The sequence below is a fragment of the Arthrobacter subterraneus genome, from assembly GCF_900099735.1.
In the GTDB taxonomy this organism is placed as follows: Bacteria; Actinomycetota; Actinomycetes; order Actinomycetales; family Micrococcaceae; genus Arthrobacter_D; species Arthrobacter_D subterraneus.
Window position 1 is genome coordinate 21,903 of sequence record NZ_FNDT01000010.1, and the last position, 26,250, is coordinate 48,152.

The 26,250-nt window shown below is 66.1% G+C and carries 27 protein-coding genes; 13 read left to right on the plus strand and 14 right to left on the minus strand.

Annotation, left to right across the window (positions count from 1 at the left end; genetic code table 11):
• Positions 1–99: 99 nt before the first annotated feature.
• Together BLS52_RS11510 and BLS52_RS11515 are read left to right on the plus strand one after the other, a co-directional pair.
• Positions 100–471, plus strand: a complete 372-nt coding sequence (locus BLS52_RS11510) for a sulfate permease (protein WP_090586863.1) — start codon at positions 100–102, stop codon at positions 469–471.
• Positions 472–616: 145 nt separating this feature from the next.
• Positions 617–2,626, plus strand: coding sequence for an AAA family ATPase (locus BLS52_RS11515; RefSeq protein WP_090586865.1), 2,010 nt, complete (start codon positions 617–619; stop codon positions 2,624–2,626).
• 9 nt (positions 2,627–2,635) lie between these two features.
• On the opposite strand, the gene BLS52_RS11520 is transcribed toward BLS52_RS11515, so the two are convergent.
• A complete protein-coding gene (locus BLS52_RS11520; RefSeq protein ID WP_245702830.1) occupies positions 2,636–2,962 on the minus strand; it encodes a helix-turn-helix domain-containing protein in 327 nt (108 codons plus the stop codon).
• Positions 2,963–3,659: 697 nt separating this feature from the next.
• Here BLS52_RS11520 and BLS52_RS11525 point away from each other — a divergent pair.
• On the plus strand, positions 3,660–4,124 hold the full coding sequence (locus tag BLS52_RS11525) for a MarR family winged helix-turn-helix transcriptional regulator (RefSeq protein ID WP_090586866.1): 465 nt from the start codon (positions 3,660–3,662) through the stop codon (positions 4,122–4,124).
• Positions 4,125–4,193: 69 nt separating this feature from the next.
• On the opposite strand, the gene BLS52_RS11530 is transcribed toward BLS52_RS11525, so the two are convergent.
• Genes BLS52_RS11530 through BLS52_RS11540 form a run of 3 tightly spaced genes read right to left on the minus strand, consistent with a single transcriptional unit; the run spans position 4,194 to position 6,024 of the window.
• The gene (locus BLS52_RS11530) at positions 4,194–4,814 is read right to left on the minus strand and encodes a DUF3618 domain-containing protein (RefSeq protein WP_090586868.1); all 621 of its coding nucleotides are present in this window, start codon (positions 4,812–4,814) and stop codon (positions 4,194–4,196) included.
• Entirely contained in the window at positions 4,811–5,260 is a 450-nt protein-coding gene (locus BLS52_RS11535) for a phage holin family protein (protein WP_026545103.1), read from the minus strand. The genes BLS52_RS11530 and BLS52_RS11535 overlap by 4 nt, the downstream gene beginning before the upstream one ends.
• Positions 5,260–6,024 (minus strand): hypothetical protein, encoded by a 765-nt coding sequence (locus BLS52_RS11540; protein WP_090586870.1) that lies wholly within the window; start codon positions 6,022–6,024, stop codon positions 5,260–5,262. The genes BLS52_RS11535 and BLS52_RS11540 overlap by 1 nt, the downstream gene beginning before the upstream one ends.
• Positions 6,025–6,225: 201 nt before the next feature.
• On the opposite strand from BLS52_RS11540, the gene BLS52_RS11545 reads away from it, so the two are divergent.
• Positions 6,226–6,468, plus strand: a complete 243-nt coding sequence (locus BLS52_RS11545; RefSeq protein ID WP_090586872.1) for a CDGSH iron-sulfur domain-containing protein — start codon at positions 6,226–6,228, stop codon at positions 6,466–6,468.
• 76 nt (positions 6,469–6,544) lie between these two features.
• Here BLS52_RS11545 and BLS52_RS11550 read toward each other — a convergent pair whose 3' ends face one another.
• The 5 genes from BLS52_RS11550 to BLS52_RS11570 all read right to left on the minus strand — a co-directional run bounded on the left by BLS52_RS11550 (position 6,545) and on the right by BLS52_RS11570 (position 12,981).
• Positions 6,545–9,529: an FG-GAP-like repeat-containing protein gene (locus BLS52_RS11550; RefSeq protein WP_090586873.1), complete on the minus strand. Its 2,985-nt coding sequence runs from the start codon at positions 9,527–9,529 to the stop codon at positions 6,545–6,547.
• Between the two features lie 264 nt (positions 9,530–9,793).
• Positions 9,794–10,117 (minus strand): hypothetical protein, encoded by a 324-nt coding sequence (locus tag BLS52_RS11555; RefSeq protein ID WP_139186261.1) that lies wholly within the window; start codon positions 10,115–10,117, stop codon positions 9,794–9,796.
• Between the two features lie 153 nt (positions 10,118–10,270).
• Positions 10,271–10,747, minus strand: coding sequence for a MarR family winged helix-turn-helix transcriptional regulator (locus BLS52_RS11560; protein ID WP_051470664.1), 477 nt, complete (start codon positions 10,745–10,747; stop codon positions 10,271–10,273).
• Positions 10,748–10,851: 104 nt separating this feature from the next.
• Complete coding sequence (locus BLS52_RS11565; protein ID WP_090586876.1) at positions 10,852–11,973, minus strand: glycerate kinase; 1,122 nt, start codon at positions 11,971–11,973, stop codon at positions 10,852–10,854.
• Positions 11,974–11,979: 6 nt separating this feature from the next.
• Complete coding sequence (locus tag BLS52_RS11570; RefSeq protein ID WP_090586878.1) at positions 11,980–12,981, minus strand: LacI family DNA-binding transcriptional regulator; 1,002 nt, start codon at positions 12,979–12,981, stop codon at positions 11,980–11,982.
• A 220-nt stretch (positions 12,982–13,201) separates the two neighbouring features.
• Here BLS52_RS11570 and BLS52_RS11575 point away from each other — a divergent pair, with 220 nt between their 5' ends.
• The 4 genes from BLS52_RS11575 (at position 13,202) to BLS52_RS11590 (ending at position 17,130) form a co-directional block, all read left to right on the plus strand.
• A complete protein-coding gene (locus tag BLS52_RS11575; protein WP_090587004.1) occupies positions 13,202–14,338 on the plus strand; it encodes a Gfo/Idh/MocA family protein in 1,137 nt (378 codons plus the stop codon).
• Positions 14,335–15,549 (plus strand): dihydrodipicolinate synthase family protein, encoded by a 1,215-nt coding sequence (locus BLS52_RS11580; protein ID WP_090586879.1) that lies wholly within the window; start codon positions 14,335–14,337, stop codon positions 15,547–15,549. Before BLS52_RS11575 ends, BLS52_RS11580 begins: the two co-directional genes overlap by 4 nt.
• Complete coding sequence (locus tag BLS52_RS11585; RefSeq protein ID WP_090586881.1) at positions 15,546–16,421, plus strand: sugar phosphate isomerase/epimerase family protein; 876 nt, start codon at positions 15,546–15,548, stop codon at positions 16,419–16,421. The genes BLS52_RS11580 and BLS52_RS11585 overlap by 4 nt, the downstream gene beginning before the upstream one ends.
• Before the next feature lie 187 nt (positions 16,422–16,608).
• Positions 16,609–17,130: a mycothiol transferase gene (locus BLS52_RS11590; RefSeq protein WP_090586882.1), complete on the plus strand. Its 522-nt coding sequence runs from the start codon at positions 16,609–16,611 to the stop codon at positions 17,128–17,130.
• A gap of 179 nt (positions 17,131–17,309) precedes the next feature.
• On the opposite strand, the gene BLS52_RS11595 is transcribed toward BLS52_RS11590, so the two are convergent.
• Positions 17,310–17,972 (minus strand): alpha-ketoglutarate-dependent dioxygenase AlkB family protein, encoded by a 663-nt coding sequence (locus tag BLS52_RS11595; protein WP_245702831.1) that lies wholly within the window; start codon positions 17,970–17,972, stop codon positions 17,310–17,312.
• A 60-nt stretch (positions 17,973–18,032) separates the two neighbouring features.
• Between BLS52_RS11595 and BLS52_RS11600 the strand changes: the two genes are divergently transcribed.
• The gene (locus BLS52_RS11600) at positions 18,033–18,800 is read left to right on the plus strand and encodes a VOC family protein (protein ID WP_090586885.1); all 768 of its coding nucleotides are present in this window, start codon (positions 18,033–18,035) and stop codon (positions 18,798–18,800) included.
• A gap of 2 nt (positions 18,801–18,802) precedes the next feature.
• On the opposite strand, the gene BLS52_RS11605 is transcribed toward BLS52_RS11600, so the two are convergent.
• Complete coding sequence (locus BLS52_RS11605; RefSeq protein ID WP_090586887.1) at positions 18,803–19,627, minus strand: MBL fold metallo-hydrolase; 825 nt, start codon at positions 19,625–19,627, stop codon at positions 18,803–18,805.
• 19 nt (positions 19,628–19,646) lie between these two features.
• Positions 19,647–20,333, minus strand: a complete 687-nt coding sequence (locus tag BLS52_RS11610) for a phosphoribosyltransferase (RefSeq protein WP_090586888.1) — start codon at positions 20,331–20,333, stop codon at positions 19,647–19,649.
• A gap of 123 nt (positions 20,334–20,456) precedes the next feature.
• Here BLS52_RS11610 and BLS52_RS11615 point away from each other — a divergent pair, with 123 nt between their 5' ends.
• The 3 genes from BLS52_RS11615 to BLS52_RS11625 are packed head-to-tail and all read left to right on the plus strand — an operon-like array spanning position 20,457 to position 23,646.
• A complete protein-coding gene (locus BLS52_RS11615; RefSeq protein WP_090586890.1) occupies positions 20,457–20,735 on the plus strand; it encodes a hypothetical protein in 279 nt (92 codons plus the stop codon).
• Positions 20,732–21,871, plus strand: coding sequence for a baeRF2 domain-containing protein (locus BLS52_RS11620; protein ID WP_090586891.1), 1,140 nt, complete (start codon positions 20,732–20,734; stop codon positions 21,869–21,871). The genes BLS52_RS11615 and BLS52_RS11620 overlap by 4 nt, the downstream gene beginning before the upstream one ends.
• Complete coding sequence (locus tag BLS52_RS11625; protein ID WP_090586893.1) at positions 21,871–23,646, plus strand: thiamine pyrophosphate-requiring protein; 1,776 nt, start codon at positions 21,871–21,873, stop codon at positions 23,644–23,646. Before BLS52_RS11620 ends, BLS52_RS11625 begins: the two co-directional genes overlap by 1 nt.
• 20 nt (positions 23,647–23,666) lie before the next feature.
• Here the strand turns inward: BLS52_RS11625 and BLS52_RS11630 are convergent, their stop codons facing one another.
• Positions 23,667–24,464 carry a phosphatase PAP2 family protein gene (locus tag BLS52_RS11630; protein ID WP_026545117.1) on the minus strand — a complete coding sequence of 266 codons (798 nt, stop codon included), beginning with the start codon at positions 24,462–24,464 and terminating at the stop codon, positions 23,667–23,669.
• A gap of 112 nt (positions 24,465–24,576) precedes the next feature.
• Between BLS52_RS11630 and BLS52_RS11635 the strand changes: the two genes are divergently transcribed.
• Complete coding sequence (locus BLS52_RS11635; RefSeq protein ID WP_090586895.1) at positions 24,577–25,224, plus strand: pyridoxine/pyridoxamine 5'-phosphate oxidase; 648 nt, start codon at positions 24,577–24,579, stop codon at positions 25,222–25,224.
• Between the two features lie 84 nt (positions 25,225–25,308).
• On the opposite strand, the gene BLS52_RS11640 is transcribed toward BLS52_RS11635, so the two are convergent.
• Entirely contained in the window at positions 25,309–26,142 is an 834-nt protein-coding gene (locus BLS52_RS11640) for an aldo/keto reductase (protein WP_090586896.1), read from the minus strand.
• Positions 26,143–26,250: the final 108 nt, after the last annotated feature.

Genomic DNA, 26,250 nt, shown 5'->3' on the forward strand with positions numbered 1-26,250 from the left:
GGTCCTCCTCGATTGCAGGTCCTTCGGGACGGCCCAGCTTGGGCGCTCATACACGTACTGCCTCCTCGACGGAGAGACACGTGTGACGAGAGGCCCGCCATGATCCGCATGATCTGGACGCTCAGCGCCCACACCCGCTACTACCTGCGCCGCTACATGCCGACCAATCGGCTGCTCGACGCGATCCGCCGCCGACGCAACTTGAAGTGGGGCATCCCCACGATGCTCCTCGCCGTTCCCTACCTGCTGATCGCGAGCATCTGCACCAACGCCCTCGCCGCCGGCGCCCCAGGCTGGCTGCATCTGGTCGTGTTGTGGGCGGTGTGGAACGCGATGAAGTTCATCATCATGGGACCGGTCAGCCTCATCCTCCTGATCCGTGCCCGGACCCAGGAAGCCATCGCCCGACACCGCATTCCTGCTCGTCCGGCGGTCAAGCCGTTTCAGGGAACCTCCGTCCTCCGACGGTGACAGTCGCCTCACGGGGCACGACGAGTAACCCTCGGGCGGTCACCTCCCTCGGGCCGACGCTTGCCCGCGGCGTGGCAGACGTCTCTCCCTGCTCGCCGCGTGACACGATGAGTTTGTGTCGAGGTGAACGAGAGGAGCGACACCGATGCGGTTGTCGACCATCGAGTTCAACGGCTACAAGCGCCTCGATCAGGCCTCGTGCAACGTCGACGGTCACACGATCGCGTTCATCGGCCCCAATGAGTCCGGCAAGAGCAGCGTCCTCCAAGGATTGGCGTGGCTGACGGACGACGATCGCGATGATCCTGCGCTGTCTCTGCGTGAGCAGAATCGCCGGACGCGGCCAGACTCGGGCGCCCTCGTCGTGCGCGCACTCTACAGGCTCGACCCTGACGACCTCGAAGCTCTACGCAGCCTCAACATCGACCCCAGTGGACCGATAGATGCCAAGACGGTAACCCAGTTCCGGTTCTCCCGACGCAAGGATGGCGGGCACGTCACTGGACTCTCCACGACAGTTGGCCGGAACCGCCTCCCGTTCGCGAACGCCTTCGACGCCTTGTCAAAGGTCGAGCTCGCGCGCGCTGACTCCGTTGCCCTGCTTGACGAACACGATGTAGACGACCTCGAAGCTGTCGTCCGTGAAGCCCAAGCGGCTGTCGATCCGGATGACTCGGACTGGAATATGGAACGGGTTGCTCGCGGCCAAGAGGCGCTCACCCGCCTTCAGGCGGTGATCGACCAGATCAGCCAGATCGATGTGCGTTCGGCAAAGCTCACAAAGATTCGCCGGAACGCGGAGAAGGCCATCCCGCTCCTCCAAGCGGCCGCTGAGGCAGGTGAACTTGCCGATCCGGTCGACAGCATGCGAGGTCTACTCGCCACGAGGGTCCCGAAGTTCGTTCTGTTCAGTGACGACGACCGTGACCTGGCTGAGTCATACAACCTGAGTGACGAAGCGGTGCGTTCACAACCACCAGCCCCGCTTCGGAACCTTCTGACCGTCGCAGGCACTACCGCCGAGGAAGTATGGAGCGCCATAGCCAGCGGCGATCCTGCGACGATGCGGACGCTGGGACGCCGCATGAACGAGATACTGAGTTCACGTCTCGAACCGATGTGGACTCAGTCGAAGCTGACGATTGAACTCGCACTGAACCAAGGTGGGATTCTCGAAGTCAACATCCACGAGCTGGACAGCCCGGACTTCACCGTGACTCCGATCGCCGAACGAAGTGACGGGTTGCGCACGTTCCTTGGCCTTGTGTGCTTCCTGATCGCCGCCGACCTGGAGATCCCTCCCGTCCTCATGATCGATGAGGCCGAACGCAACCTCCACTACGATGCCCAGGCCGACCTCGTGCGCGTGCTGACGCGAGAACTGCAAGTCCACAAGGTCATCTACACGACGCATTCTCCCGGCTGCCTGCCACTCGACCTCGGAACCGGCATCAGGGTGGTGGCGCGCCGGCCCGACGACCTAGCCATCAGCACTCTTGAGAACAACTTCTGGACGAAAGAGGAGCCCGGCTTCTCCCACCTGCTGTTCGCGATGGGCGCCGAAGCCGCTGCGTTCTCGGCGTTCCGGCGAGCCGTGCTGGCGGAGGGAGTAAGCGAGATGATCCTGCTCCCTACACTGCTCAGGAACGCCACAGACGGATCGCAACTGGACTTCCAGGTAGCGTTCGGGCTCTCGAATCTCTCAGCCCCACGGGCAATCAGCTCCGTAGCGCTCATCACCACGTTCCTCGTGGACGGAGATAAGTCGGGCAACGACAAGAAGAAGCAGCTCGTCGCAGCCGGAGTGCCCAAGGGTCACGTCTTCCAACTGCCGAAAGGAAAAGCGATCGAAGACCTCGTGGATCGTGCGACGTATCTGCACACAGTCAACGAGTTCCTGGCCGAGCAGGACAAGAGCATCCCCTCGGGTGCACTGGCGAACAACACGACAATCGCAAAGGCCGTGGATGACTACGCGAAGACTCACCTCTCCATGCCGGGCGGCGTCAGCCACAAGATCATCGCCACCCGCCTTGCGCTTCTCGGTGAACATTTACCCCTCAACGCGGTCGGTCGACGATTCCTCTCCGACCTGAGACCGAAACTCGAAGACGCCTTTAAGCAGGCGTACGTGCTCACGCAGGAGAACGACTGAAGAGGCGCATCACACCGTCGCTCGAACACGACGGCCGCTCGGACGGATCGCGACTCCCTGGGCCTCAAGCGCACGACGCACCGCCTGCTGGCTGACCCCGAACCGCAACCCCACCTCCAACAGCGTCAGGCCTCCGTCGTATAGCTCGACCGCTTCGGCGAGGTGACACTCATCAAGGCCGCGCCGGCGGATCGGGACCGACCGGCGGAGCAGGTGCGCCGCCGCGGTGCGGCGATGAATGCTGAACCGCTCGCCCAACTCCACGAGTGTTGCGCCCGCCTCGTACAGGGCCACCAGCTTGTCCACCTGCGCTGGGCTCAGAAAGGTTTGAGTCATCCCAACCGCTCGCACCATCCGGCCCCGCGAGTCCACCACAGACGGCTCCAACGGCCTCCGATCCCGTCGGTAGACCCCGCGCGACCTGCGAGAAGCCACCGTTTTCAAGGCCGGGCAGGGGTTCTCGAACTCTCTACGGAGGTCCACTTTCCTGTCATCGGTGCGCATGTTACTGAAAGGTAACTTCAAGGCATCCTCAAGTAACTCTCACGAGTTGAGTAAACGGTTGACGGCCCCTGTCCCAAAGGCGAATGTGGAAGTACCTGCATCGGAGCGGGCACTTCATCTGGGGGCGGATATGGGAACGATCAAGTGCAAGACCTGTCCTGGCACGTGGACAGTTTCATCACCCAGGACCGAGACGGTCATTGCGGAAAACCACACGTACCTGCACCCTGGCCACCGTACGTCCACGGTCTGGGATTCCGCGGAGGAAGACGAGCCAGTCGACGGAAATTGAGCCTCTTCGACTTGGAGTTGGCTTATGGGCAGCTGATCGCAGGTGAAGGCGCCGCCCGGGCACTGAAGGATCCACGCACCTCCACAAGACCTTGCAGTTCAGTCACAATTCAGCGCGTTCCCGGGGCTGCGGTCGTCCAGTAAGCGCTGCGGGTGACACAGTGATAGGAAGGAAAAACCATCCGTGGGGGAGTTGACTGCGAATTAAGAAGTCCGGACCACGATAAAAGAGGCGGAAATGTCGGACACAGATCTCTGGACCACGGAAAGACTGCTGACCACTGCGGCCCGCCTCACAGAGAACGCCTGGAATGAGCGCTTGCTCGCCATCGGCATCACTCACGCCTCCTTCATCACATTGCGCTCGATCGAGGCGCACGGCCCGCTGTCGCAGGTTGATCTGGCAGAGCATCTGCATGTCACTGCCCAAACCGTTGGGCGGACACTGGTTCGTCTCGAACAGCAGGGACTCCTGCTGCGCCAGAGCAGCGAATATGACCGACGCACCTTCCGTGTGAGCCTCACTCAGCTCGGCCGGACGCGGCTTGCCGAAGCGGAGCGCCACGAGCGCGAATTCATGCTGGACCTGCACCGCGCATCCCCGGAACTGCGGCCGCTCCTGATGGAACTGATCGAGGATCTTCTGCCCACCCGTCGGCAAGCCGAGAACAACACCGCCGGCCAGCCGGACCGGAACGCCTGACGTTAGACAACAAAGCGCTGCCGCCGCACATAAGTGTGCGGCGGCAGCGCTTTGTCGGGTACGTGAGGGTTACGGGGTGTTTGAGCTGCCCTGCACGTTGGACTTGGCGTCCTGCGCCCGGTCCTTGACGTCCGTTGCGGCGCTGGTGCCCTCTTCCTTGACGGTGTTCGCGGAATCAGTGGCGGTCGCCTTGACGGAGTCCATGGCCTGCTGCGCGGGTTCCTTCAGGTCCTCGGCAACCTGTTTGGCAGCGTCGGTCGCCTCGGAAACCAGCGGTTGAGCCTTCTCCTTGACGGCCTGAGCGGCCTCTCTCTCCTTCTGGCTCGCCGGAATGAGTGACGAGACAAGGAGGCCCGCGCCGAACGCGATCAGGCCTGCGGCGAGCGGGTTTCCCTGGGTTTTCGCGGTGACCCGCTGCGGTGCGTCGTGAAGTGCATCGCCGGCGTTATGTGCTGCGCCCTTCACCGACTGGGTAGCATCATGGGTGCCGCCGCTGGCTGAATGGCCGACGTCGTGTGCAGAACCCATCACGCTGTCCTTGACGTTGCCAAGAGCGTTCTTGACCTTGTCGGTCTGCCGGTGGGCGATGTTTGACGGGCTCACCTTGTCGGCGACGGCGTCTACATCAGTACCCAGCTCCCGGCGGGTGCGTTCGATATCCGCGCGGATCTGATCAGGTGTCTGGTTCATGGCGTGTGCTCTCCTGGTTTCAACGTAGGCGGAATTTCCTTGACTGTCTCAGCGGTCTGCGGCATGCCCTTGATCGACTTCATTTCCTTCTTGCCGGTCAGTGCGAGAACGGCGGCGATGATGCCCCAGATCACGGCAACGATCACGGACGCCCAACCGAGGCCCACAAGCTCGGCCAGACCCCACATCAGGGCCAGCGAGAGGAAGAGAAGTACAAAGTGCCCGGCGACGGCGGCGCCGCCGAACATTCCCGCGCCCTTGCCGGCTCGGGTTCCTGACTCGCGCAGCTCGGCCTTGGCCAGCTCAAGTTCCTGGCGCATCAGCGTCGATAGGTCACGCGTCACTTCGCCGAGGAGGTCTCCGAGAGATGCGTTGGAGCTGCGATCGTTGTCCGGGTTCGGCGGCGGCTGGGCCGCATGTGATCCGTGGAGATGTTGGTCAGTCATTAGCGGAAGTCCCTCCCTGTCTCAGTTCCGGTAACCCCAGGCTGGCTGAGGGGGGTGGTGGGGGTGACGGCCGGCGTCGTTGTCGGCGGTGCCGTCGGAGGTGAGTCGATGCCAGCGCCATAGGCGGGCACGTCGGTTCCGAACTCATCCGGGACCGGCGGGTAGGTTGCGACGTGCTGTCCATGGGCGGCTGACCCGGAGGGGGTGCCGGTCGATGGTGAGCCGTTCGAGTCCTGGCCACCGGCCAGGCCGCGCGTCATCCGTCCGGCGAGCAGGCCCGCACCCGCGGCGATCAGCAGGAATGTTCCGGGACGGCGGCGGGCGAAACTTGTCACCTCGTCCAGCAGCGATCCCGGATCCCGGCCGTCGAGCCAGGATGCGGCGCTGCCGGTACGCTGCGCCACCTGCTGTACGAGCTGCTGGGCGGTGCCGCCCTCAGCGTTCTGCGCCATGGAATTCAGCTCGTCGCTGATGGAGCGCAGGCCGTCGGTCACCCGCTGCTGCTGGGTGCCGGCCTGGCTTTTCAGGGTGGCTCCGGCTTCGTCCAGCAGGTTCCTGGCCTGCGTTCCGGCTTCATTCGCTACATTCTTCGCTTCGGAACCTGCGGTGTGTGCAACGCCCTTGGCCGCGTCTACGCCCTGCCGCCCTACATCCTTGGCTTCACCCTTTGCAGCAGACGTAGTGGACTGTCCCGAGGACGAGGGGGTCTGCGTGCCGGGCGTCGAAGTTACCAGCGGGTCTTCTGACCAGTTCTGTGTGCTCATAATGACTCCTTTATTGATGTGGAGGACTTCTGGGAAGTAAGTCATCGCTTCTACACAATAAGCATGCTTAGCATATGATCACAAGACCGCAACGAAAACTCCCAGCCTGTCCGACCGATCCGCCGGGCCCTGCGTGAACAGCCAGCTTAGTATTTGGAGCGAGACACGGCTAGGGCGCGAGGGTACAACCGAGGAGGCACCATGACTTCACCCACCGAATCATCCAGGAACCACGACGTCAGTATCGTGGCGTGCCCCGACGGACCCCTGCTGGTGAGGGGCGAGGTGCCGATTGTCACCCCGGCCGGTGAATCCGTGCCCCGACGGCGAAAGACTGTGGCGTTGTGCCGATGCGGCGCCTCCACGATCAAGCCCTACTGCGACGGCACGCACAAGCTGATCAACTTCCGTACGGAGCCGGAGTTGCCGGCAGATCAGCGGTAACGACTGGGCAAACAGAAAGGCCGCCGGCTCCGTTCTGGAGCGATACCGGCGGCCTTTCTGAACGGAATGACTTTCGCTACTCAGCCAGGTACATTCCCTGCCAGCCCTGGCCAATCTGCTGGGCGCCGCTGAAGCGTCCGGCGCCGTCGCCGCTGTACAGGACCAGGTCACCCTTGCTGTTCCGTGCGATCAGGTCGGCGTTGGAATCTGCTCCCCAAGGGCCGGGCCCGACGAATCCAGTCATGGAATTCCACCCCGCGCCCGGCTGCGACCTACCGAGGAATCCGCCCTTGCCGTTCCCTGCGTACAGGTAGAGCGCACCCTCCGAGTTCCGGGCCAGGAGATCGGAGGTTCCATCACTGTTGAAATCACCGGTGCTCAGCAAGGCAGTCATCCCGCCCCAGCCGTTTCCGATTTGTGCTTTGCTACCCCAACCGCCCTTGCCATTGCCGGGATAGATGTAGAGGGCTCCATCACCCGTGCGGGCCAAAAGGTCAGGGTGGCCGTCGCCGTCGAAATCACCGGGTGTGACCAGCGCGGTCATGATGCCCCAGCCGTTTCCGATCTGTACGCCAGCTTTGACGGTGCCGGTGCCCGTACCCGTGTAGAGCCAGAGGCGGCCGCCGCTGTCCCTGGCCAGGATGTCGGAAATGCCGTCGCCGTTGAAGTCGCCCGGCAGCAGGATCATGTTCATTCCGCCCCATCCGGATCCCAGCTGCACCTTACGTCCGAAGGTTCCGGTGGCAGTGCTCGGGTATAGCCAGAGGCCACCCGTGGAGTCCCGCGCAACAATATCCGGGTACCCGTCACCGTTCATGTCCGTGCGTCCATTGCGTTCCGTCGGCTGCGGAGCAACAGGCTCAGGCTCAACCGGCGCCGTTTCCACCGGAGCCTCGGCTGCGGCCTGGACCGTCACGGAGGCGATCAGCAGGTTGTTCCACCCGGAGCCCGCTGCGACCTTGCCCGCGAATCCGCCGGTGCCATTGCCCTTGTAGAGCCACAGTGCCCCGCCGCTGTCACGGGCCAGCAGGTCCACCTTGCCGTCTCCGTTGTAGTCACCGGATCCGACGATCGCGCTCATCACGTTCCATCCGGTACCGATCTGGCGCCGCGGAGCGAATCCGCCGGTGCCGTTGCCTGCGTAGAGGTAGAGATTGCCGGCACTGTCCCGCGCAATGATGTCCGACTTGCGGTCGCCGTCGAAATCGCCGGGACTGAGGATCGCGGTCATGACCTGCCACCCGGATCCCGGCTGTGAGCTGGACTTCCAGCCGCCGGCGCCGTTCCCCGAGTAGAGGAAGAGTGCTCCTGCGCCGTCGCGGGCGAGGACGTCCACATTGCGGTCGCCGTCGAAGTCGCCGGGGGTGATCAGTTCGGTCATGCCCTTCCAGCCGGATCCGATCTGCACGCCGGACCGGACGGTACCGGTGCCTGTTCCGGCGTAGAGCCACAGGCGCCCGCCGCTGTCACGGGCGAGGATGTCAGCGAAGCCGTCACCGTTGAAGTCACCGGGCAGGACGATGGAAGTCATCCCACCCCAACCGGAACCGATGAGCGTCCGGGTACCCAGGGCGCCGGTGGACGTCGTCGGATACAGCCACAACTGGCCGCTCGCATCACGTGCCACCACATCCGGAACTCCATCGCTGTTCATATCCGAAAGCGAAGACGCCGGGAACGGATTGGTGTCGATCGTGACGGAGGCAGCTGAGTCGGAGACCGAGTTGATCCGGACAGCGGTTCCGGCGTGGGTCATGAACGTACTGCCGGCCTGCCAGGCCGTGTTGGTTGCGTAGTAGCCCGAGTAGGGCTTGCTCGAGGGCATCAGGAGCAAGGACGAGGCCGTTGTAAGCCCGCCGCTCTGCACTACCTTCACACCGCGGTTGCCGTTGGTTGCGGTATTCCGGTCAAAACCGACGGGGACGCGCAGTTCCAGATAGTAGACCTCATTGCTGCGCGGATCCGTGAACTTCACCGCCCGGTTGGAGGCGGTGCCGGCCCAGGGCCTGAGGGTGTAGGTCTTGCTGCCGGACGCAACGCCGACATTGAGGATTTCGTCGCCCCGGCCAAACCCGCCGTAGTCCCAGAAGCTCGAGCTGATTGCCGGAGTGTCGAACCAGCGGGAGATGCCCATGAGGTCGGACGTGTCACCGTAGTGGCGTATTGAGCAACCTGTACCGGAGAAACTCGCGGTATCCGGCTGACCGCTTGCGCACTCCAGTGAGTCTGAGTGCATCAGGCCCAGTACGTGGCCGAACTCGTGGGTTACAACGTTGGTGGTGAAGTTGGCCAGTTCCGAGGTGTACGGCATCAGGATGCGGCCGCTCGTGCCGCTGCTGCTCCAGCCGTAACCCAGGTATCCCTCTTTGAGGGCCTTGGGAGTGAAAACGACCAGTGCGGTATACGGGCTGTAGGACCACTTCAGCTCCGCAGTGACCTTGTTCATGATCTGGTCGTAGGTGTCGGTTGACTTCGCAGCCGTCTTGAAGTTGGTGACCCTGGAAGCAACCGACATTGAAAGCCGTCCGTTGGACATGCTCTTCCAGTAGGTGGAGGAGACCCCGATCGCATTCTCGGCAACGGTCATGGGCACGGTTGCGGTGCTGTCCGCAAGATCCAGGGTGACCAGCCTGACCTTGATATCGCCCGCGCGGGAAAGCGTGCCGCCGGCGCCGAGCGGCGACATCGCTGCACCCTCCGTCGTCGAATCCAGGCTGCGGCCGTCAGTCGACGTCCGGCCTTCATAGGTATGGTCCGGGTGGTTCGGAATGCCGCCCGGGAAAAGCTCTTCGAGCCCCGCCGGCGCCTCCGCTGCATGCGTTTCCTCTGCGTGCACGTCCTCGGACGGGGCCGGCTCGACGGCGGTCGCCGTGACAGGAGCCTCTTCCGCCGGTGCGGGAGTAGCAGCCTCACTCGGTTCCGCAGTAGCGGTCGATTCCTGGGTTGCAACCGTCGTCGGCTGGACCTCCTGCGCGGAGGCGGGATTCACCCCGGTGGAGAGGCTGGCAGCCAGAAGAAAAACGCCGGTAAGCGCAGCGGTAGAACGCTGGAATAAGAGCATGTTGGTCCTTGATGGTGCGAGTGGGGTGGGGCTGGCGCCGCCGTGTCCCCGACCGCGGCGCCGGGCCGCCAAAACCTACGACCCTCAAAAGCCCCGCATCAAGTATAGGTTTATCAATCACCGGTAAATCGCCGGCAATTCACAAAGGATTACCCAAGGAAGCTCAGTTTTTCCGCAAGATCAGCACAGGAAAGTTATGATTTCGAAATCCGCTGCAAATCCAATTGCCTGGAGAAACTAGCGCGCTGAATAAAGCGAAATAAATCAGGACGCGTTTCGTGTGGCACGGAGTGGGCGGACGCCCGTTTGGGTGTGTGCATCAAGCCGTACAACGACGGCGGAAGTCGGCATGGGCGTGGGCCGGTTCAGCGCCATCTGCGCAAGGGCCAGCAGGAAAACAGGGAAGGAGAGCAGAACGAACGTGAAGAGCGCGTACATGGCGACGATGGCATGCAGCGGAGAGTGGAACAGGCCGGCAAGAAATGAAGCGCTGCCCAGCCACGTCCACAACCAGAACAGTACGACGGCGTACGTCACTGTCCGGGCACGCCGGTATTTCAACGGATAATGGACCCGCCGCCGCTTCATTTTATTTTGACCCCCGGGTCTCGCGGATCCCGCGCCCCGCGAGTTCCTCCCATGATGATAAACCCCGGGAAAGGTTTTGTCGCGCGGCGGTTGCCGGAAAGGAAATCAGCACCGAATTGTCTTCAGCGCGTGATGGGGAGGTGAGGTGGGCTGTTACCCCTCGCTGCCTCGGTCCTGCACGGCATGCAGGTCCGGCCGGCCGCGGACGTGGCGGTGAGGTTCTGCCAGCTCCTCGATAGCTGCGCGGAGGTGATCGCGCAGTTCGGGGGAGAGCAGTGCCTCGTCCGAGACAAGGGTCCGTTCTATGTCGCGCCCCAGCTCGAGGATTGCACGGCCCTTGTCCGTGATTCGTACTGTCTGGCTCCGCCGGTCGTCGTCGCCCCGCGTCCGCTCGATGTATCCCCTGGACTCAAGCCGGCTGAGGGTTTTTCCGATGGTCTGCGCCTGCACATGCACCAGCTCGGCGAGCTGAGCCTGCCGGAGCGGGCCGACTGATGCCAGCACTCCGAGCGCCGTAAACCCGGCATGGGTGATGTCGAGCTCGGCAAGACGCTGATTCCATGATTGCTCCACCAGGCGGGCCGCCGTGGTGAGGAGTCGCCCTGTGGACCAAGCTGAAAGATCGGGCATGCGATGTAGCCTTCCCTGTTAGCTGTATATCCATCTAATGATCAGCTTACTTATTATTCACGTGGAATCAACCGTGCAATCCCGGATTGGTAGCTGTCAACCCCCTAGTGGGTCGAGAGATGGGCCTTCAGGACGGTCTCCGCGGCGTCGGCGGCATAGCGCCAGGCGTCCGTCATAGCGGCTGAAACGGAGGGCGCAGTGTCGGCCAGGCTGCGGGCGCCGACCACGCCGTGGGCGCTCAGCTCGCTGTCCGACAGGGTAATGCGGCCTGCCACGGCGAGGACGGGGAGGCCCAGGTTGCGGGCTCGCTCCGCCAGTCCCAGCGGAGCCTTCCCGAAGGCCGATTGCGCGTCCAGCGAACCCTCGCCGGTAAATACCAAATCGGTCTCTGCGAGCTTCCGGTCCAGCCCTGTCAGGCCGGCAACCAGATCGAAGCCCGGCTCCAGGGACGCCCTGGTGCAGGCGAGGAACGCCGCGGGGAATCCGCCGGCGGCTCCCGCGCCGGGCTGCTGGACATCAACGCCGGTCGCGTCCAGCAGAACCTGCGCCCACCGGGAGAGCGCGGCATCGAGGGCGTTGCGGAGTGGGGCGTCGGCGCCCTTCTGGGCACCGAAGATGTGCGCGGCGCCGTCCGGGCCGCAGAGCGGGTTCTGTACGTCAACCGCGATGCGCAGCTGGACGCCCTCGAGACGAGAGTCCAGCCCCGAGAGGTCGAGCGACGACGCCCGCGCCAGTGCGAGCCCGCCCAATGGGAGTTCCGCGCCGTCGTCGTCCAGTACCCGTGCGCCGAGGGCGCGGAGCGCCCCGGAGCCGCCGTCGCTCATCGCTGACCCGCCCACGCCGAGCACGATCTCCGAGGCGCCAGCGTCAAGCGCGGCCGCGAGTAGTTCGCCGCTGCCGTAGCAGTGTGCGTTTCCCGCCGCCTCAGAAGTCGGGGTGATGAATTCCAGGCCGCTGGCACGGGCGGTCTCAATCACGGCAGTGGTGCCTGTCAGCGCCCACGGAGCCGTCACCGCGTCCTTGAGTGGACCCCGGACCCGCGTTTCCCGCCGTTCTCCGCCTGCCGCGAGCACGGCCTCCAGTGTTCCCTCGCCCCCGTCGGCGATGGGCTGCACGGAGATTTCGGCATCGGGCAGGACCCGGCGGATGCCGGCGGCCATCGCCTTGGCGGCCTCCGCGCCCGTGAGGGTTCCCTTGAATTTGTCCGGTGCAATGAGAATTCTCATGCTGTTCTAGGCTCCTGCCGATTCGCGGATGATGACTTCACCGGGGATGGGGTCCGGCTGCGCCTGATCGGGGTTCAGGGCCAGGTTTGCGGCCTCCTCGCCCAACTGTTCGAGCGGCAGATGGACAGTGGTGAGCGAAGGGAAGTAGTCGCGCAGCGTGGGGATGTCGTCGAAGCCGGTGACGAGGGCGTCCGCCGGCACCGATACCCCGAGTGCCCGCAGGCCGGCGATGGCGCCGATCGCCATGACGTCATTCACCGCGAGCAGGCAGACCCCGTGCTCGCCCTGGAGCTCCTCCCAGCAGCGCTGGGCAGCGTCGAAACCGCCCTCGCGGTTGAAAGCGCTGACGACGACGGCGGCCGGCTCCAGTCCCGCAGCTTCCAGTGCGGAGGTGAATCCTTTGACGCGGTCCCGCGCGGTGTTCAGCTCGGGCGGCCCGGCGAGAATGGCGAAACGCCTGATTCCGAGGGAGACGAGCCGGGTGACGAGGGCGGCGGCGCCGTCCGCATTGCCCACCGGTACCGTCAATCCGGATCCGGGGGAGCCGCCGATGGTCACCACGCGCCCGCCGTTTTGCTGGTATCGGGCGAGCTCCTGTTCCAGGTCCGGATCGGGCTTTGCCCGGCGGGAACCGGCAAGGATGATCGCGTCGGTGCGGTGGGAGGCAAAGGCGCTGACGGCGTCGTGCTCGGCGCTTTCGGACGGGTCGGTGCTGGCCAGCAGCACCTGGCGGCGGTAGTTCCGGGCAGCGTGCTGGACACCCCGCGCGATCGAGGAGAAGTAGGGGTCCGAGATGTCGTGGACAACCAGTCCGACGAGGCCTGTGGAGGAGCGGGCAAGTGCCTGGGCCTGGGCGTTGGGAACGTAGCCCAGTTCCAGCGCGGCGGCGCGTACGCGCTCTGCGATGTCCTCGGCCGGGCGCCGCGACGAGCCGTTCAGGACCCGGGATGCCGTGGCGAGGGAAACGCCCGCATGGCGGGCTACGCCGGACAGGGTTACAGCGGCCACCTGGCTCCTTCGGTCGGTTGTTCCGGGTTGTCAGTCGCACGCCGGAGGGGGTTGACGTGGTCCCGGTCACCACTCTATATTGGAAAGCGCTTTCCATACACATTTGAAGTTTTTGTCCCCTATCTGCTGTTAACAGAGCCGCTAAGCAGCAGATAGGCGACAAAAACTCGAACGGCCAACAGGAGTACACGTGACAGAGACCAAGACCATCCGCATCGCGATGAATGGCATCACCGGCCGCATGGGCTACCGCCAGCACCTGCTGCGGTCCATCCTGCCCATCCGGGACCAGGGCGGCATCACCCTCGCTGACGGATCCAAGGTGCAGGTTGAGCCGATCCTCGTGGGTCGCAATGAAGCGAAAATCCGTGACCTTGCCCAGCAGCACAAGGTTGAGCACTGGACCACGGATCTCGACGGAATCATCAACGACCCCACCGTCGACGTCGTCTTCGATGCCTCCATGACCTCGCTGCGCGCCGCCACCCTGAAGAAGGCCATGGCCGCCGGCAAGCACATCTACACCGAGAAGCCGACGGCGGAGACCCTCGCCGAGGCCGTCGAGCTGGCCCGCATCGCACAGGAGGCCGGCATCACCGCCGGCGTTGTCCACGACAAGCTGTACCTGCCCGGCCTCGTGAAGCTGCGCCGCCTCGTGGATGAGGGCTTCTTCGGCCGGATCCTCTCGCTGCGCGGTGAATTCGGCTACTGGGTCTTCGAGGGCGACCACCAGCCCGCCCAGCGCCCCTCCTGGAACTACCGCAAGGAAGACGGCGGCGGCATGACCACGGACATGTTCTGCCACTGGAACTACGTGCTCGAGGGCATCATCGGCACCGTCAAGACTGTCAACGCCAACACCGTCACGCACATCCCTGCCCGCTGGGATGAGCAGGGCAAGGAATACAAGGCAACGGCCGACGACGCCGCGTACGGCATCTTCGAATTGGAGACACCCGCCGGCGATCCCGTGCTGGCGCAGATCAACTCCTCCTGGGCCGTCCGGGTCTACCGCGACGAGCTCGTCGAGTTCCAGATCGACGGAACGCACGGCTCGGCGGTCGCCGGCCTGAACAAGTGCGTTGCCCAACAGCGCGCGCACACCCCCAAGCCGGTGTGGAACCCGGACCTGCCCGTCACCGAGTCCTTCCGCGACCAGTGGCAGGAAGTCCCCGCCAACGCCGAACTGGACAACGGCTTCAAGCTGCAGTGGGAGGAGTTCCTCCGCGACGTCTCGGCCGGCCGCGAGCACCGCTTCGGTCTGCTGTCGGCGGCCCGCGGGGTCCAGCTCGCCGAGCTCGGCCTGCAGTCCTCCGCCGAGCGCCGCACCCTCGACATCCCGGAGATCACGCTATGACCTCGCTCTACCTCCCCACCGCCACCGGTTCGCTGGAGCGCTACGAGCTGGCTCCCGCCGTTGAATGGGCCAGGCCGACGGCGCCGCTCACCGCCCGGCACGCGTACGCCGCTGCGCATGTGATCCCCGAGGTCACCGCTGACAATACGCCCGGTGCGCCTGCCGTCCTCGACTGGGACACCACGCTCGCCTACCGCCGGGAGCTGTGGTCCTACGGGCTCGGCGTCGCCGACGCCATGGACACCGCCCAGCGCGGCATGGGCCTGGACTGGCCGGCCACGCAGGAACTGATCCGGCGCTCCGGGGCGGAGGCGGCCGCCGTCGTCGGTTCCAATGCGGACGCGACCCGCGGCAAGACCGTCCGCGACCTGCTTGCCTGCGGTGCCGGCACCGACCAGCTGGACCTGGCGAACCTGCCCTCCGGCAGGGCGGGGCTGAACGCCGTCGTCGAGGCATACCGTGAGCAGATCAAAGTGGTGTCCGACGCCGGCGCAAAGGTCATCCTCATGGCTTCCCGTGCGCTCGCTGCAGTCGCGCAGAGCCCGGCCGACTACCAGTACATGTACGGGATCCTGCTGGCCGAGGCCGACGAGCCCGTCATTCTGCACTGGCTCGGCACCATGTTCGATCCCGCCCTCAACGGATACTGGGGCAACAACGACGTTTCCGCCGCGACGGAGATCTTCCTGGAGCTCATTCGGGCGCAGCCGGAGAAGGTGGACGGCGTGAAAGTGTCCCTGCTGGACGCTTCCCACGAGACGGCCCTGCGCGCAGCCCTCCCCGGGAGCGTCCGCCTCTACACCGGCGACGACTTCAACTACCCGGAACTCATCCACGGCGACGGCACGCACTACTCGGACGCCCTGCTGGGAATCTTCGCGGCGATCTACCCTGCCGCCTCGGCTGCCCTGCAGGCCTACGACGACGGCGAAGCTCACCGCGGGCGGGAAATTCTCGACTCCACGCGGGAACTCGGCAAGCACATCTTCAGCTCGCCGACCTTCTATTACAAGACCGGCGTCGCCTTCCTGTCCTGGGTCAACGCGCACCAGCCCGGGTTCCAGATGGTCGGCGGCCTGCACTCCGGCCGCTCTGCACTGCATCTGGCCGAGACCTTCCGCCTCGCCGACAAGGCCGGGCTGCTGGCCGATCCGGACGTCGCCGCGCACCGGTTCGAATGGCTGCTCGCGAGCTACGGGGTGGGCGCATGAGCCGCCTCTCGCTGAACACAGCGACCACCAAGAACATCACCCTGGCGGACGCGGTCACGCTGTCCGCCGAGGCAGGGCTCACGCACATCGGGCTCTGGCGGGACCGCGTTGCCGAAGCCGGCCTGGACAAGGCCGTGCGGCTCGTGTCCGACGCCGGACTTTCCGTTTCCAGCCTGTGCCGCGGCGGCTTCCTCACCGCCCCCGATGAAGCGGGCCAGGCGGCAGCGCTCGCCGACAACACCCAGGCGATCGTCGAAGCGGCCACGCTGGGCACCCGCGAGCTGATCATGGTGGTGGGCGGGTTACCGGCCGCTGCCGGGCTCATCGGGGGCACCGCCGTCGACCCGTCCGCTCCCGGTGCAAAGGATGTCGCCGCGGCGCGTCACCGGGTTGCGGATCGGATTTCGGAACTGATTCCGGTGGCGCAGGAGCACGACGTCCGCCTGGTGCTGGAGCCTCTCCACCCGATGTACGCGGCGGACCGCGCCGTGCTCTCCACCCTGGGCCAGGCGCTCGATCTTGCCGCGCCGTTTCCGGCGGAGACTGTCGGCGTCGTCGTCGATACGTTCCATGTGTGGTGGGATCCCGCGCTGGAGGCGTCCATCCGGCGGGCCGGCACCGAGGGCCGTCTGGCGTCCTACCAGGTGTGCGACTGGAACCTGCCGATCGCCGCCGACGCGCTGCTCTCCCGCGGCTACATGGGGGACGGCTACATCGACTTCGAGACGATCACCCGGTGGGTTGCCGCGACCGGGTATGCAGGGCCCGTCGAGGTGGAGATCTTCAACCGGGAGATCTGGGAATCACCGGCAGCGGACGTGCTGGCCACCGTCAAGGCGCGGTACGAGGCGCTCGTGGAGCCGCACCTCTAGCCTTGGCCGTGCGCCTGTAAGCCTGGCTGCGCGTTTCGGGCGAGCAACCTGGACATCGGTGAGCGACATACCGCTCACCGAGTTCCGGCTTCCTCGCCGTCGTGTCCGGGTTGCTCTGACCAGGCGCACCGATCGCTCCGGTACCCCTCCCTCGCGCCGGCGAGGGCCGTGCGCCTAGGCTGTGCGCATGAGTGAACGCGACGTGTTTATCGAGGCCTTCGGGCGGATCCCCGACGCTGTGTCACAGGCGGTGGAGGGGCTCGACGCCGGCCAGTTGGCCTACCGTCCGGTCCTCGCCGACGGCTCGGGTAGCCCAGGCAACAGCATCGCGTGGCTGATCTGGCATCTCACGCGGGTGCAGGACAACCACGTGGCCGACGCCGCCGGCCGCGGCGAGCTTTGGCTCACCGACGGCTGGGCTGAGAAGTTCGGCCTCGATCTGCCGCGGGAGGACACCGGCTACGGTCACGGGTCCGACGACGTCGGCAGGGTCCGCGTCGGCTCCGCCGGGCTGCTCGCTGAATACCACCGGGCGGTCCACGGACGGTCCCTGCAGTTTCTTGACGGGCTCAGCGAGACCGACCTGGACCGGATCGTGGACACCTCCTGGGACCCGCCTGTCACCCTGCGGGTCCGGCTGGTCAGCGTGGTGGAGGACTGCCTGCAGCATGCCGGTCAGGCCGCCTACCTGCGGGGCCTGCTGGTCTGATTGCGTAAAAGCGCCGAGACGCAAAAGCGCCGGGTAGGTGCAGGATCGCCGGGTAGAAGCGGCGACCCTGCACCTATCCGGCGGCTTTGCGAGGATCCGGGGGTGGATCCGGCGGCTTTGCGAGGATCCGGGGGTGGATCCGGCGGCTTTGCGAACGTGCGGCGTGACGGCGGCGAGGTTCACAGCCCCGTGACCCGCAACGTGATGTTGAGCCGCCCTTCAAGGCCCAGGGCGGGGTCGGCCGTCCCGGGGTACGTCTTCATCACCCCGTGGTACGCCAGCCGCGATTCATCGCCGAACACGAACAGGTCTCCCGACTCCAGCCGCACGTCCGTCCAGGGCCTGTTCCGGCTCTCGGTGTTCCCGAACCGGAAGAGACAGCTGTCCCCGACGCTCAGCGACACCACGGGTTGAAGGGACTTCTCCTCCCGGTCCTGGTGCATGCCCATCTTCGCCGAGGAGTCGTAGAAGTTGATCAGTGCGGCGTCGGGTTCGTAGCTCTCATCGCGCGCGCCGTACGCGGCCTCGACGGCGTCCCGTCCCAACTCCGCCAGCCACGAAGGGAACTCAGCGACCTGCCCGCCGCCGACGTCGTCCGCTGTTCTGCTGTAGCGGTAGGGCACCCAGTGCCAGCCGAGGCAGACGGTCTGCACCGACATGGTGGATCCGTTCGGCATCCTCGTGTGCCGCATAGGAACCGGGCCCGCGGCCCACTGCCGGCAGGCGGCGACGAGTTCGCGCTGGCGGTCAACGCTCAGCCAGTCGGGGACGTGGACGGCGCCGGGAGCGACGACGGCGGTGTCACGGGGCAGCAGGAAAGCCATGGTTTTATTGTGTGCCATTGTGCGTCCAACCGCCGGGGGATACGCTCGCTTCGACCCGGAACGCCGGAAGGAGACAGGATGCCCAGCCGAGAGAGCTTTCGGGACGGACTGCCCTGCTGGATTGACCTCACCAGTTCAGACACGGCCGGTGCCGCGCGCTTCTACAGCGCCCTGCTGGGGTGGGAAGCCGAGGACCTTGGCGCGGACTACGGGCACTACACGCTGTTCCTCCGGGAGGGCCGGGCCGTCGGCGGGCTGATCGGCAACTCGGAGGGCTCAGGCTTCCCGGACGGCTGGGTCACCTATTTTGCGGCGGCTGACGTGTCGGTGCTCACGGAACTGGCCACGCTGTCAGGAGCCGAGGTCCTGGTGGCTCCGTTCGCCGTCTCGGACCAGGGCAGTGTTGCCCATTTGGCCGACCCCTCCGGTGCAACCTTCGGGCTGTGGCAGGGCAACAAACTCCGCGGCTTCGGGGTCCACGGTGAGCCGGGCGCTGCCGTGTGGCATGAACTGGTGACCCGTCAGTACCGCCAGTGCATCGACTTCTACACCCGCGTCTTCCAGTGGGAACCCCAGTCGGAAGCCGACACCGAGGACTTTCGGTACACCACGGCGCTTCTGGACGGCGAGCAGCACGCCGGCATCATGGACGGCGCCACCTTCCTGCCGGAGGGCACGCCGTCAGCCTGGGGAGTCTACTTTGGAGTGGCAGACGCGGACGACGCCGCGGCCCGGGTTGCTGAGCTCGGCGGCACCGTAACCGTGGAGCCGCAGGACTCGCCCTACGGCCGGGTCTGCACGGCTACCGATCCCACCGGCGCGGCATTCAGGCTGATTGCGGGCTGACCTCACGCCTGCTGCGTTCGTGACCGCTCACCGGTCGCCTCTTCCCGCAGATAATGCAGTTGCGCCGCCACCGACTGCTCAGCAGCCCGGCGCACAGAAGGGTCGACGTCGGCATATACGCGGTCGGTGACGGAGACGACGTCGGCGGTCGAGGCTGAGAGGCCCAGCGTCAGGAGCGCTGCACGCACCTGGTCGAGCCGGTCCAGGCGGTGTGCGCGGTACGCGCCGGCGATCTCCGCGAGGTCCGGCAGCACCGGTCCGTGCGCGGGCAGGACCGTTGCGCTGTCCAGCGACTGAAGGAGGTCCATCGAACGGAGGTAATCACCCAGCGTCCCGTCCGGGTAGCTGAGCACCGTGGTGCCGCGGCCAAGGATGGTGTCGCCGGTGAGCACGGAACCGTGCGGGCCGTCGTCGGGCAGGTGAAAGCACACGGAATCGGCGGTGTGCCCCGGTGTCGCGAGGACGTTGATCCGCACCCCGGCTGCCGCGATCACCTCACCGTCGGTGAGCGCCTCGCCGCCGTGGCAGAAGGCCGGATCGAGGGCGCGCACGGGAGCGCCGGTCAGCTCATGGAAGCGTGCACTGGCCTCAGTGTGGTCCGCGTGGTGGTGGGTGATCAGCACCAGCTCCACGGTGCCCGCGGCGTGCAGGGCGGCCAGGTGTTCCTCGTCGAGCGGGCCCGGGTCAACCACCACCACCGCCGGCGAACCGGGTGAGGAAAGAACGTAGGAGTTGGTGCCGTCGAGGCTCATCGGCCCCGGGTTGGGAGCCAGCCGGAAGCGGGTGAGCGGGCTGCTCGGGGTGAGGCCGCCGTCGTCGGGGTTCATCCGCGCTCCGGGCGATCCATCATGGTCCCAAACTACGCCCGCGCGCCTCGTGCAACAACCGCCGGACCTCTTCATCAGGGACCTGCCCGAAGGTTTCGTAGGCGCTGCCCACGGCCGGCAGGTTCGGGGCCAGCCAGGGGCTGACCACCTCGTCAACTCGCTCGCTCACAACCTGCGCACCGGAGCCCAGAAAAACAGGAGCGGCCGCGATGATCCGCGCAACACCGGCCTTCCGGAGGGCGGCGACACCGGCGAGCATCGTGGCTCCGGTTGCCACGCCGTCATCCACCAGCACCACCGTCTCACCCTCGACGAGCAGGGGGCCCATGTCCTGGCGGTACAACTGTTCGCGGCGGAGCAGTTCCGCCCGTTCGCGTTCGGCGACTGCGCTGAAGACGGTCTCGGCGTCCCGAACGCCGGCGAGGACCTCCGCGTTGCGCACTGTCTCGATGGTGCCACCGATCGAGGCGATGGCGCCCATCGCCAGCTCGGGATATTGGGGCACGCCGACCTTCCGGACCAGAACGACGTCGAGCGGGGCGCCAAAGGCGTCCGCGATCACTCCCGCAACCGGAACACCGCCCCGCGGCAGCGCAAGAATCAGCGGCCGGACACCGGCCAACCGTGGCTGGAGCGCGGCGGCAAGTTGACGGCCGGCATCTTCACGGTCGGTGTAACGCTCAGGTTCGGGCTGTGGAGTCGGCATCTTTGCCTCGCTCGGCAGGAGGGTCTTTTATTCGAGCTTAGAGGATGGTAAACCGGCAGTAGCCTTAGCGTTTTGAGTTTTCCAAGTCAGACGAAACCGGAACAACACGAAAAGGGGTACGTCATGGCAGAGCGGGGTAACACAACCCACGGTCCCAACCTGGACGACCAACTGAAACACGAGACGCAGGGGTTGATCCAGGGCAACCATCCCACCCGCGCAGAAGAATGGCGGGAAGCAGAAACCGTCGATGACGGTGAGGACTCCGCCCCCGCGGCGGACACCCATGCGGAACGGCCCGTCTACGAGCGGGCGCCGGGCGAGGGGGCCGACGCCGATGAAGGCCGGCCCGCCGAGGCAACTGAAGGCACGGACCGACGGAATGACGAGGAGACGCAGTGACCAGCACCCTGCACACGCTTGCAGAGCTCTACCGGAAGCCCGGCCCGTGGGTGACCGTCTACACGGATGCGAGTACCGGGACCGTCGATTCGCTCCACGCAGACGACGTCCGCCCCGAGAATATTGCCACCGCACTTGAGACCGCGGGCGCGTCGAAGGATGACCGCAAGGCGGTAGCGGAGGCGCTCCGCCAGTCCGCGAAAGGCATGCCGGACCCCGTCGCCCGGCTGATTGTCGCAGCGAACGGAACCGTGGAACTCGACCAGTTCCTCCCCGGTCCGCTTGCCCTGCCGGAGTTCACGTCCGTGAACGGCGTGCCGAACCTGTGCCCGCTGCTGTGGCACCGGCCCGACGACTTTGCCTATGTGGTCGCCGAAGTAGGACGCGACGGCGGTGAGGTCCACCTGCGGCGCGCCAACGATCTGCAGGACGCCAACATGCTGCACATCGAGGGGGATACCGAGAACCTCAAGAAGGTCCCCGGCGGCGGGTGGTCCCAGGGCCGGTACCAGCACCGGACCGAGAACATCTGGAAGGCCAACGCGGCGGATATCGCAGGCGAGATCGACCGTGTGGTCCGCAGCTCGCGAGCACGGCTCCTGATCGTTGCCGGTGATATCCGTGCCCGCAATCTCGTGGCGGAGCAGCTGAGCGAACAGTCCAAGGAGATCCTCTCCGTCGTCGAAAGCCACAGCCGCACAGAAGGGGCTGACAAGGAGGCCTACGCCCAGGAGATCGAGAAGCGGGTGGCCGAGTGCATCGCGCGCCGGCAGACCCAGTTGCTGGAACGGCTCAACAACCAGAAGGGCCGTCCCAACCCGGAGTCGGCCGAGGGCATCGGCTCAGTGGTGCACGCGCTCCAGCAGGCGCAGGTGGACACGCTGTTCCTGGAGACGGCGGGCCTGAACGGTCACCGGCTCCTCGCCCTCGATGCGGAGCCCTGGACCGCGGAAATTGACGGGGAAACAGCGGGAGCGGGCGTGCTCGGAGAAGTGCAGGCGCCGTCGTCGTTGCTGCGTGCTGCGGTACTCACCGACGCTGAGGTGGCACTGTTTCCCTCCGGAGCGCTCGACGGCGGCCCCGTCGCGGCTCTGCTGCGCTGGCCGGTCGGGCCTCCCGTTCCCACGGCTGGCTGATGGCCGGGCGGCTGGTTGCCGACGTCGTCGTGGAGCGGTTGACGGCCTGGGGCGTCAACCGCGTCTTCGGTTACAGCGGCGACGGCATCAACCCAGTGCTCGGTGCGCTCCGACGTGCCGGTGCACCCGGGTTTGTGCAGGCGCGCCATGAGGAAAACGCCGCGTTCATGGCGGTGGGGCATGCCAAGTACACGGGCGGCGTCGGCGTGGTGCTGGCGACGCAGGGCCCCGGCGCCGTTCACCTCCTCAACGGCCTGTACGACGCGCGGATGGACAGCGTCCCCGTGGTCGCTTTCGTGGGCCAGCAGAGCCAGACTGTTCTCGGATCGGCGTACCAGCAGGAAATCGACCTGCTGAGCCTGTTCAAGGACGTCGCTTCCGGATTCCGGCAGCAGGTGGCCAGCGCGGACCAGGCACCGATGGTCATCGACAGGGCATTCAAGGCCGCCCTGGCCACCCGGTCTCCCGCCGTCGTCATACTTCCCCACGATGTGCAGCAGGAGCCCGCGCCGGAACTGGAACACGAGCACGGCGTGGTTCCTTCCGCGCCGGTGTGGAGTTCCGGCACGCTGATGCCGCAGGAGCAGGACCTGCACGACGCCGGCACCCTCCTGAACGCCGGATCGAAACTGGCGCTGCTGGTCGGGCAGGGCGCCCGGAATGCACAGCCGGAAGTGGAGGCGCTGGCCGAGAAGCTCGGAGCCGCCGTCGTCACCAGCCTGCTCGGCAAGCCGTACGTCAACGAGGCGCTGCCCTATGCGGCGGGCACCATGGGCCACCTCGGCACCAGTGCCAGCGGCTGGGTGATGGCCAACTGCGACACGCTGCTGATCGTGGGGTCCAATGACCCGTGGACCGAGTTCTATCCGCCTCCGGGCGCCGCCCGCGCGGTCCAGATTGACCGGGACGCGAAGGCCATCGGCAACCGGTACCCGGTGGAAGTGGCCGTGAACGGGGACGCCGCGGAATCGCTGCGCGCGCTCCTTCCGCTGGTGACGGAGCGCATCGGGTGGCGGGCCGACGTCGAACGCCACGTGGACGCCTGGCGAAGGCTCAGCGAGGCGCGGGCCCTGACCCCGGCCGATCCCATAAATCCGGAGCGGGCGGTGCGGGAACTGAACGGGCGGCTTCCCGGGAACGCGCAGGTGGCGGTGGACGTCGGAAGCTGCGTCTACTGGTACGCCCGGCAGTTGCACCTTCCGCCGGGGGTGCCTGCGCACCTGTCCAGCACGCTCGCGAGCATGGGGTGCGGTCTGCCGTACGGCCTTGCGGCGAAGCTGTCCGAGCCCGGCCGGCCGGTGGTGGTGCTGAGCGGCGACGGCGGAATGCAGATGACCGGCATGGCCGAGCTGATCACCGTCGGCAGGCTATGGAGGAGCTGGGAGAACCCGGTGTTCGCCATCTGCATCCTGAACAACCTGGACCTCGCGGAAGTCAGCTGGGAACAGCGGGAAACTGAGTCCGAGCCGCGTTTCGACGACAGCCAGGACCTCCCGGACGTTGACTACTCCGGCTACGCGAAGCTGCTGGGCCTGGATGGGGTGCGGGTGGAGAACGATGACGACGTCGGTCCCGCGTGGGACCGGGCGCTCGCAGCCGACCGGCCGTTTGTGCTCGATATCCGTACGGATCCGGCGGTGCCGCTGCTGCCGCCGTTTCCCGCGGGGGCGTCGCTGGCGGGGTCGATGGAGGAAGGGTTCGCCGCGGAGGGCAACGCGCATGCGCTCATGCTGCTGCGGGAATACGTTCGGCTGGAGCGGGAGGCGCAGCCGTAGGTGCCGCCTGTAGTGCGACGCTAGGCCCGCCGCTCACGCCGGTAGTTCCGGAACGTCAGCAGCAGCCGGTGCGCCGTAATCACGAGCGCCAGCCAGGCCAGGCCCAGTGTCCAAGCGACCGCGACGTCCGTGACCCAGTGGTGCCCGAGATACACCCGCGTTGCCCCCATGATGAACGCGAAGACGACGGCGGCAAGGATGGTCAGCGCCCGCGCACGCTTGGAATGCTGCCGCAGTACCAGCAGGTAGGCGATGATGCCGGAGATGACGACGGCGTTGAGGGTGTGTCCGCTGGGGAACGAAGGCGAGAGCTCGAACGGGGGTACTGCGTATTGCAGGTCCGGCCGCAGCCGTCCGATCGCGTCCTTGCCGAGGACGGTCATCAGCAGCGATCCGCCGGCCCCGACGGCCGTCAGGATGAGCGGGGTGAGGGACCTGCGCACCGCGGTCAGCGCGAGTACGGCACACACGGCGAGGATGGGCATGCCTACGGGCCCGCCGAGGTGGGTGAACGCCGTTGCCGCGCCGTTGAGCCAGGGTGAGCGCAGGCCGAGTGCGGCGTCGAGCGCGGGCCGGTCCAGGGCCGCGATACCGTCTTCGTCCGACACCGCTTCATACACCTCGGCGGAGGCCACCGTCAGGGACACCGCCGCACCAATGCCGACGGCCAGCAGCAGCAGGAGCGTCCAGCGCGGCCCGATCCACTGGGCCACGCCCCGCACGCCCCTGACCAGGAGCCGGCCGACGGGCGTCCGCCACAGTGTCAGGTCGCGGGTGCCGACGTGGTGGTCTTCGTTCTCCGGATCCTGAAACGACATCCTTCGAGGTTAACCCCTTGAACTTTTTATCGCCTATCTGCTGTTTTGACGGCGTCTTTCCAGCAGAACGGCGACAAATACTCCAAGGTGGGGTGGCCGGTAGGCTGTCGGCATGAGCGAATCCGTCCGGAACCTGCTGCGCGGAGTGCCCGCCTTTCCCGACGGCCTGCCGCCGTTTGACCCGGCCGCCGCCCCCGATTCGCCCCTGGACCTGTTCACCGAGTGGCTCGCCGCAGCGGTCGACGACGGCGTCCCCGCCCCGCACGCGCTCACCCTTTCCACAGCCGACGACGACGGCCGGCCCGACGCCCGCATTGTCATCCTCCGGGACCTCGACGAACGCGGTTTCTCCTTCGCCACCAGCAGCGACAGCCCGAAGGGCAGGCAGCTGCAGGCGATGCCCTGGGCCGCGCTGACGTTCTTCTGGCAGCCGGTGGGTCGGCAGATCCGCGTCCGCGGACCCGTCACGCAGGGCTCGGTGGAAGAGAACGACGCCGACTTCCGCCGTCGTCATCCCGCCGCACGTGCGCTGGTGCTCGCCGGGGAGCAAAGCGCGGTCCTGCAGGAAGGAGAGTCGGTGAGCGCCGCCGTCGAACGTGAGCTGGCGGGAATTGACCGCAAGGGTTCACCGACGTGGACCGTCTACACCGTGGCGCCGGAACGGGTGGAGTTCTGGCAGGCGGATGCGGAGCGCCGCCACACCCGGTTGCGGTATGAGCGAGCCGGCAACGGCTGGCGGCGCGAAATCCTCTGGCCGTAGCCTCCGGGGGAGTTTTTGTCGCCCAGTTGCTGTTATGGGGCCGCCATAACAGCAGAACGGCGACAAAAACTCGGAAGGGACGGGTCAGTGGCCAAAGGAATCTGAATCGGTGATGTCGGCGTCGCCGGTGTCCAGAGCGGAGAGCGACTCCACCTCATCGGGGGTCAGCTCAAAACCGAACAGGTTGATGTTCTGCTTGATGCGCAGCGGGTTGGCCGACTTGGGGATCGCAACCAGCCCGAGCTGGATGTGCCACCGGAGGACAATCTGCGCCGGAGTCATGCCGTACTTGTCGGCGAGCCTGTCCACCGCCGGATCCTGCAGGAGGTCGCCGCCCTTCCCGAGCGGGCTCCACGATTCGGTGACAATGCCGTGCCCCGCATGGAAGCTCCGCGACTCAGCGCGGGTATGCCGGGGATCGAGCTGGATCTGGTTGACGTCCGGCACCAGACCCTCGTCGAGGACCCGCTGCAGGTGGGCGGGCTTGAAATTCGAGACCCCGATGGCCCGGATCAGACCCTCCTCGCGCAGCGCAGCGAGCCCCTTCACCGCATCGACGTAGCGGTCCTGGTCCGGATTCGGCCAGTGCACCAGCAGCAGGTCGATGTACTCGACGCCCAGCCGCGCCGCGCTCTGCTCGAACGCCTTCCGCACGCCGTCGACGCTGTGCCACTGCTTGTTGAACTTCGTGGTGATGAAGACCTGGTCCCGCTCAATGCCTGAGCGCCGGATTCCTTCCCCGACGCCGGCCTCGTTGCCGTAATTCTCTGCGGTATCAAACAGCCGGTAACCGGCGGACACAGCCTGTTCGACGGCGGTGGCAGCCTCATCATCATCGAGCGGCCAGGTGCCGAGACCCAGCACCGGAATGGACACGCCGCTGAGAAGCTTGATGGTAGGTGCCGGTGCGTCAGTCATGGTCTCCTCGTATCGGTTAGTGGTGTCTTCCTCCCCAGCTTTCTAGCTGGGACGGTGATGCGTCAATCCGGACGGTGCCTCTGCAGGCGGGTTGGTGCACACTGGGAG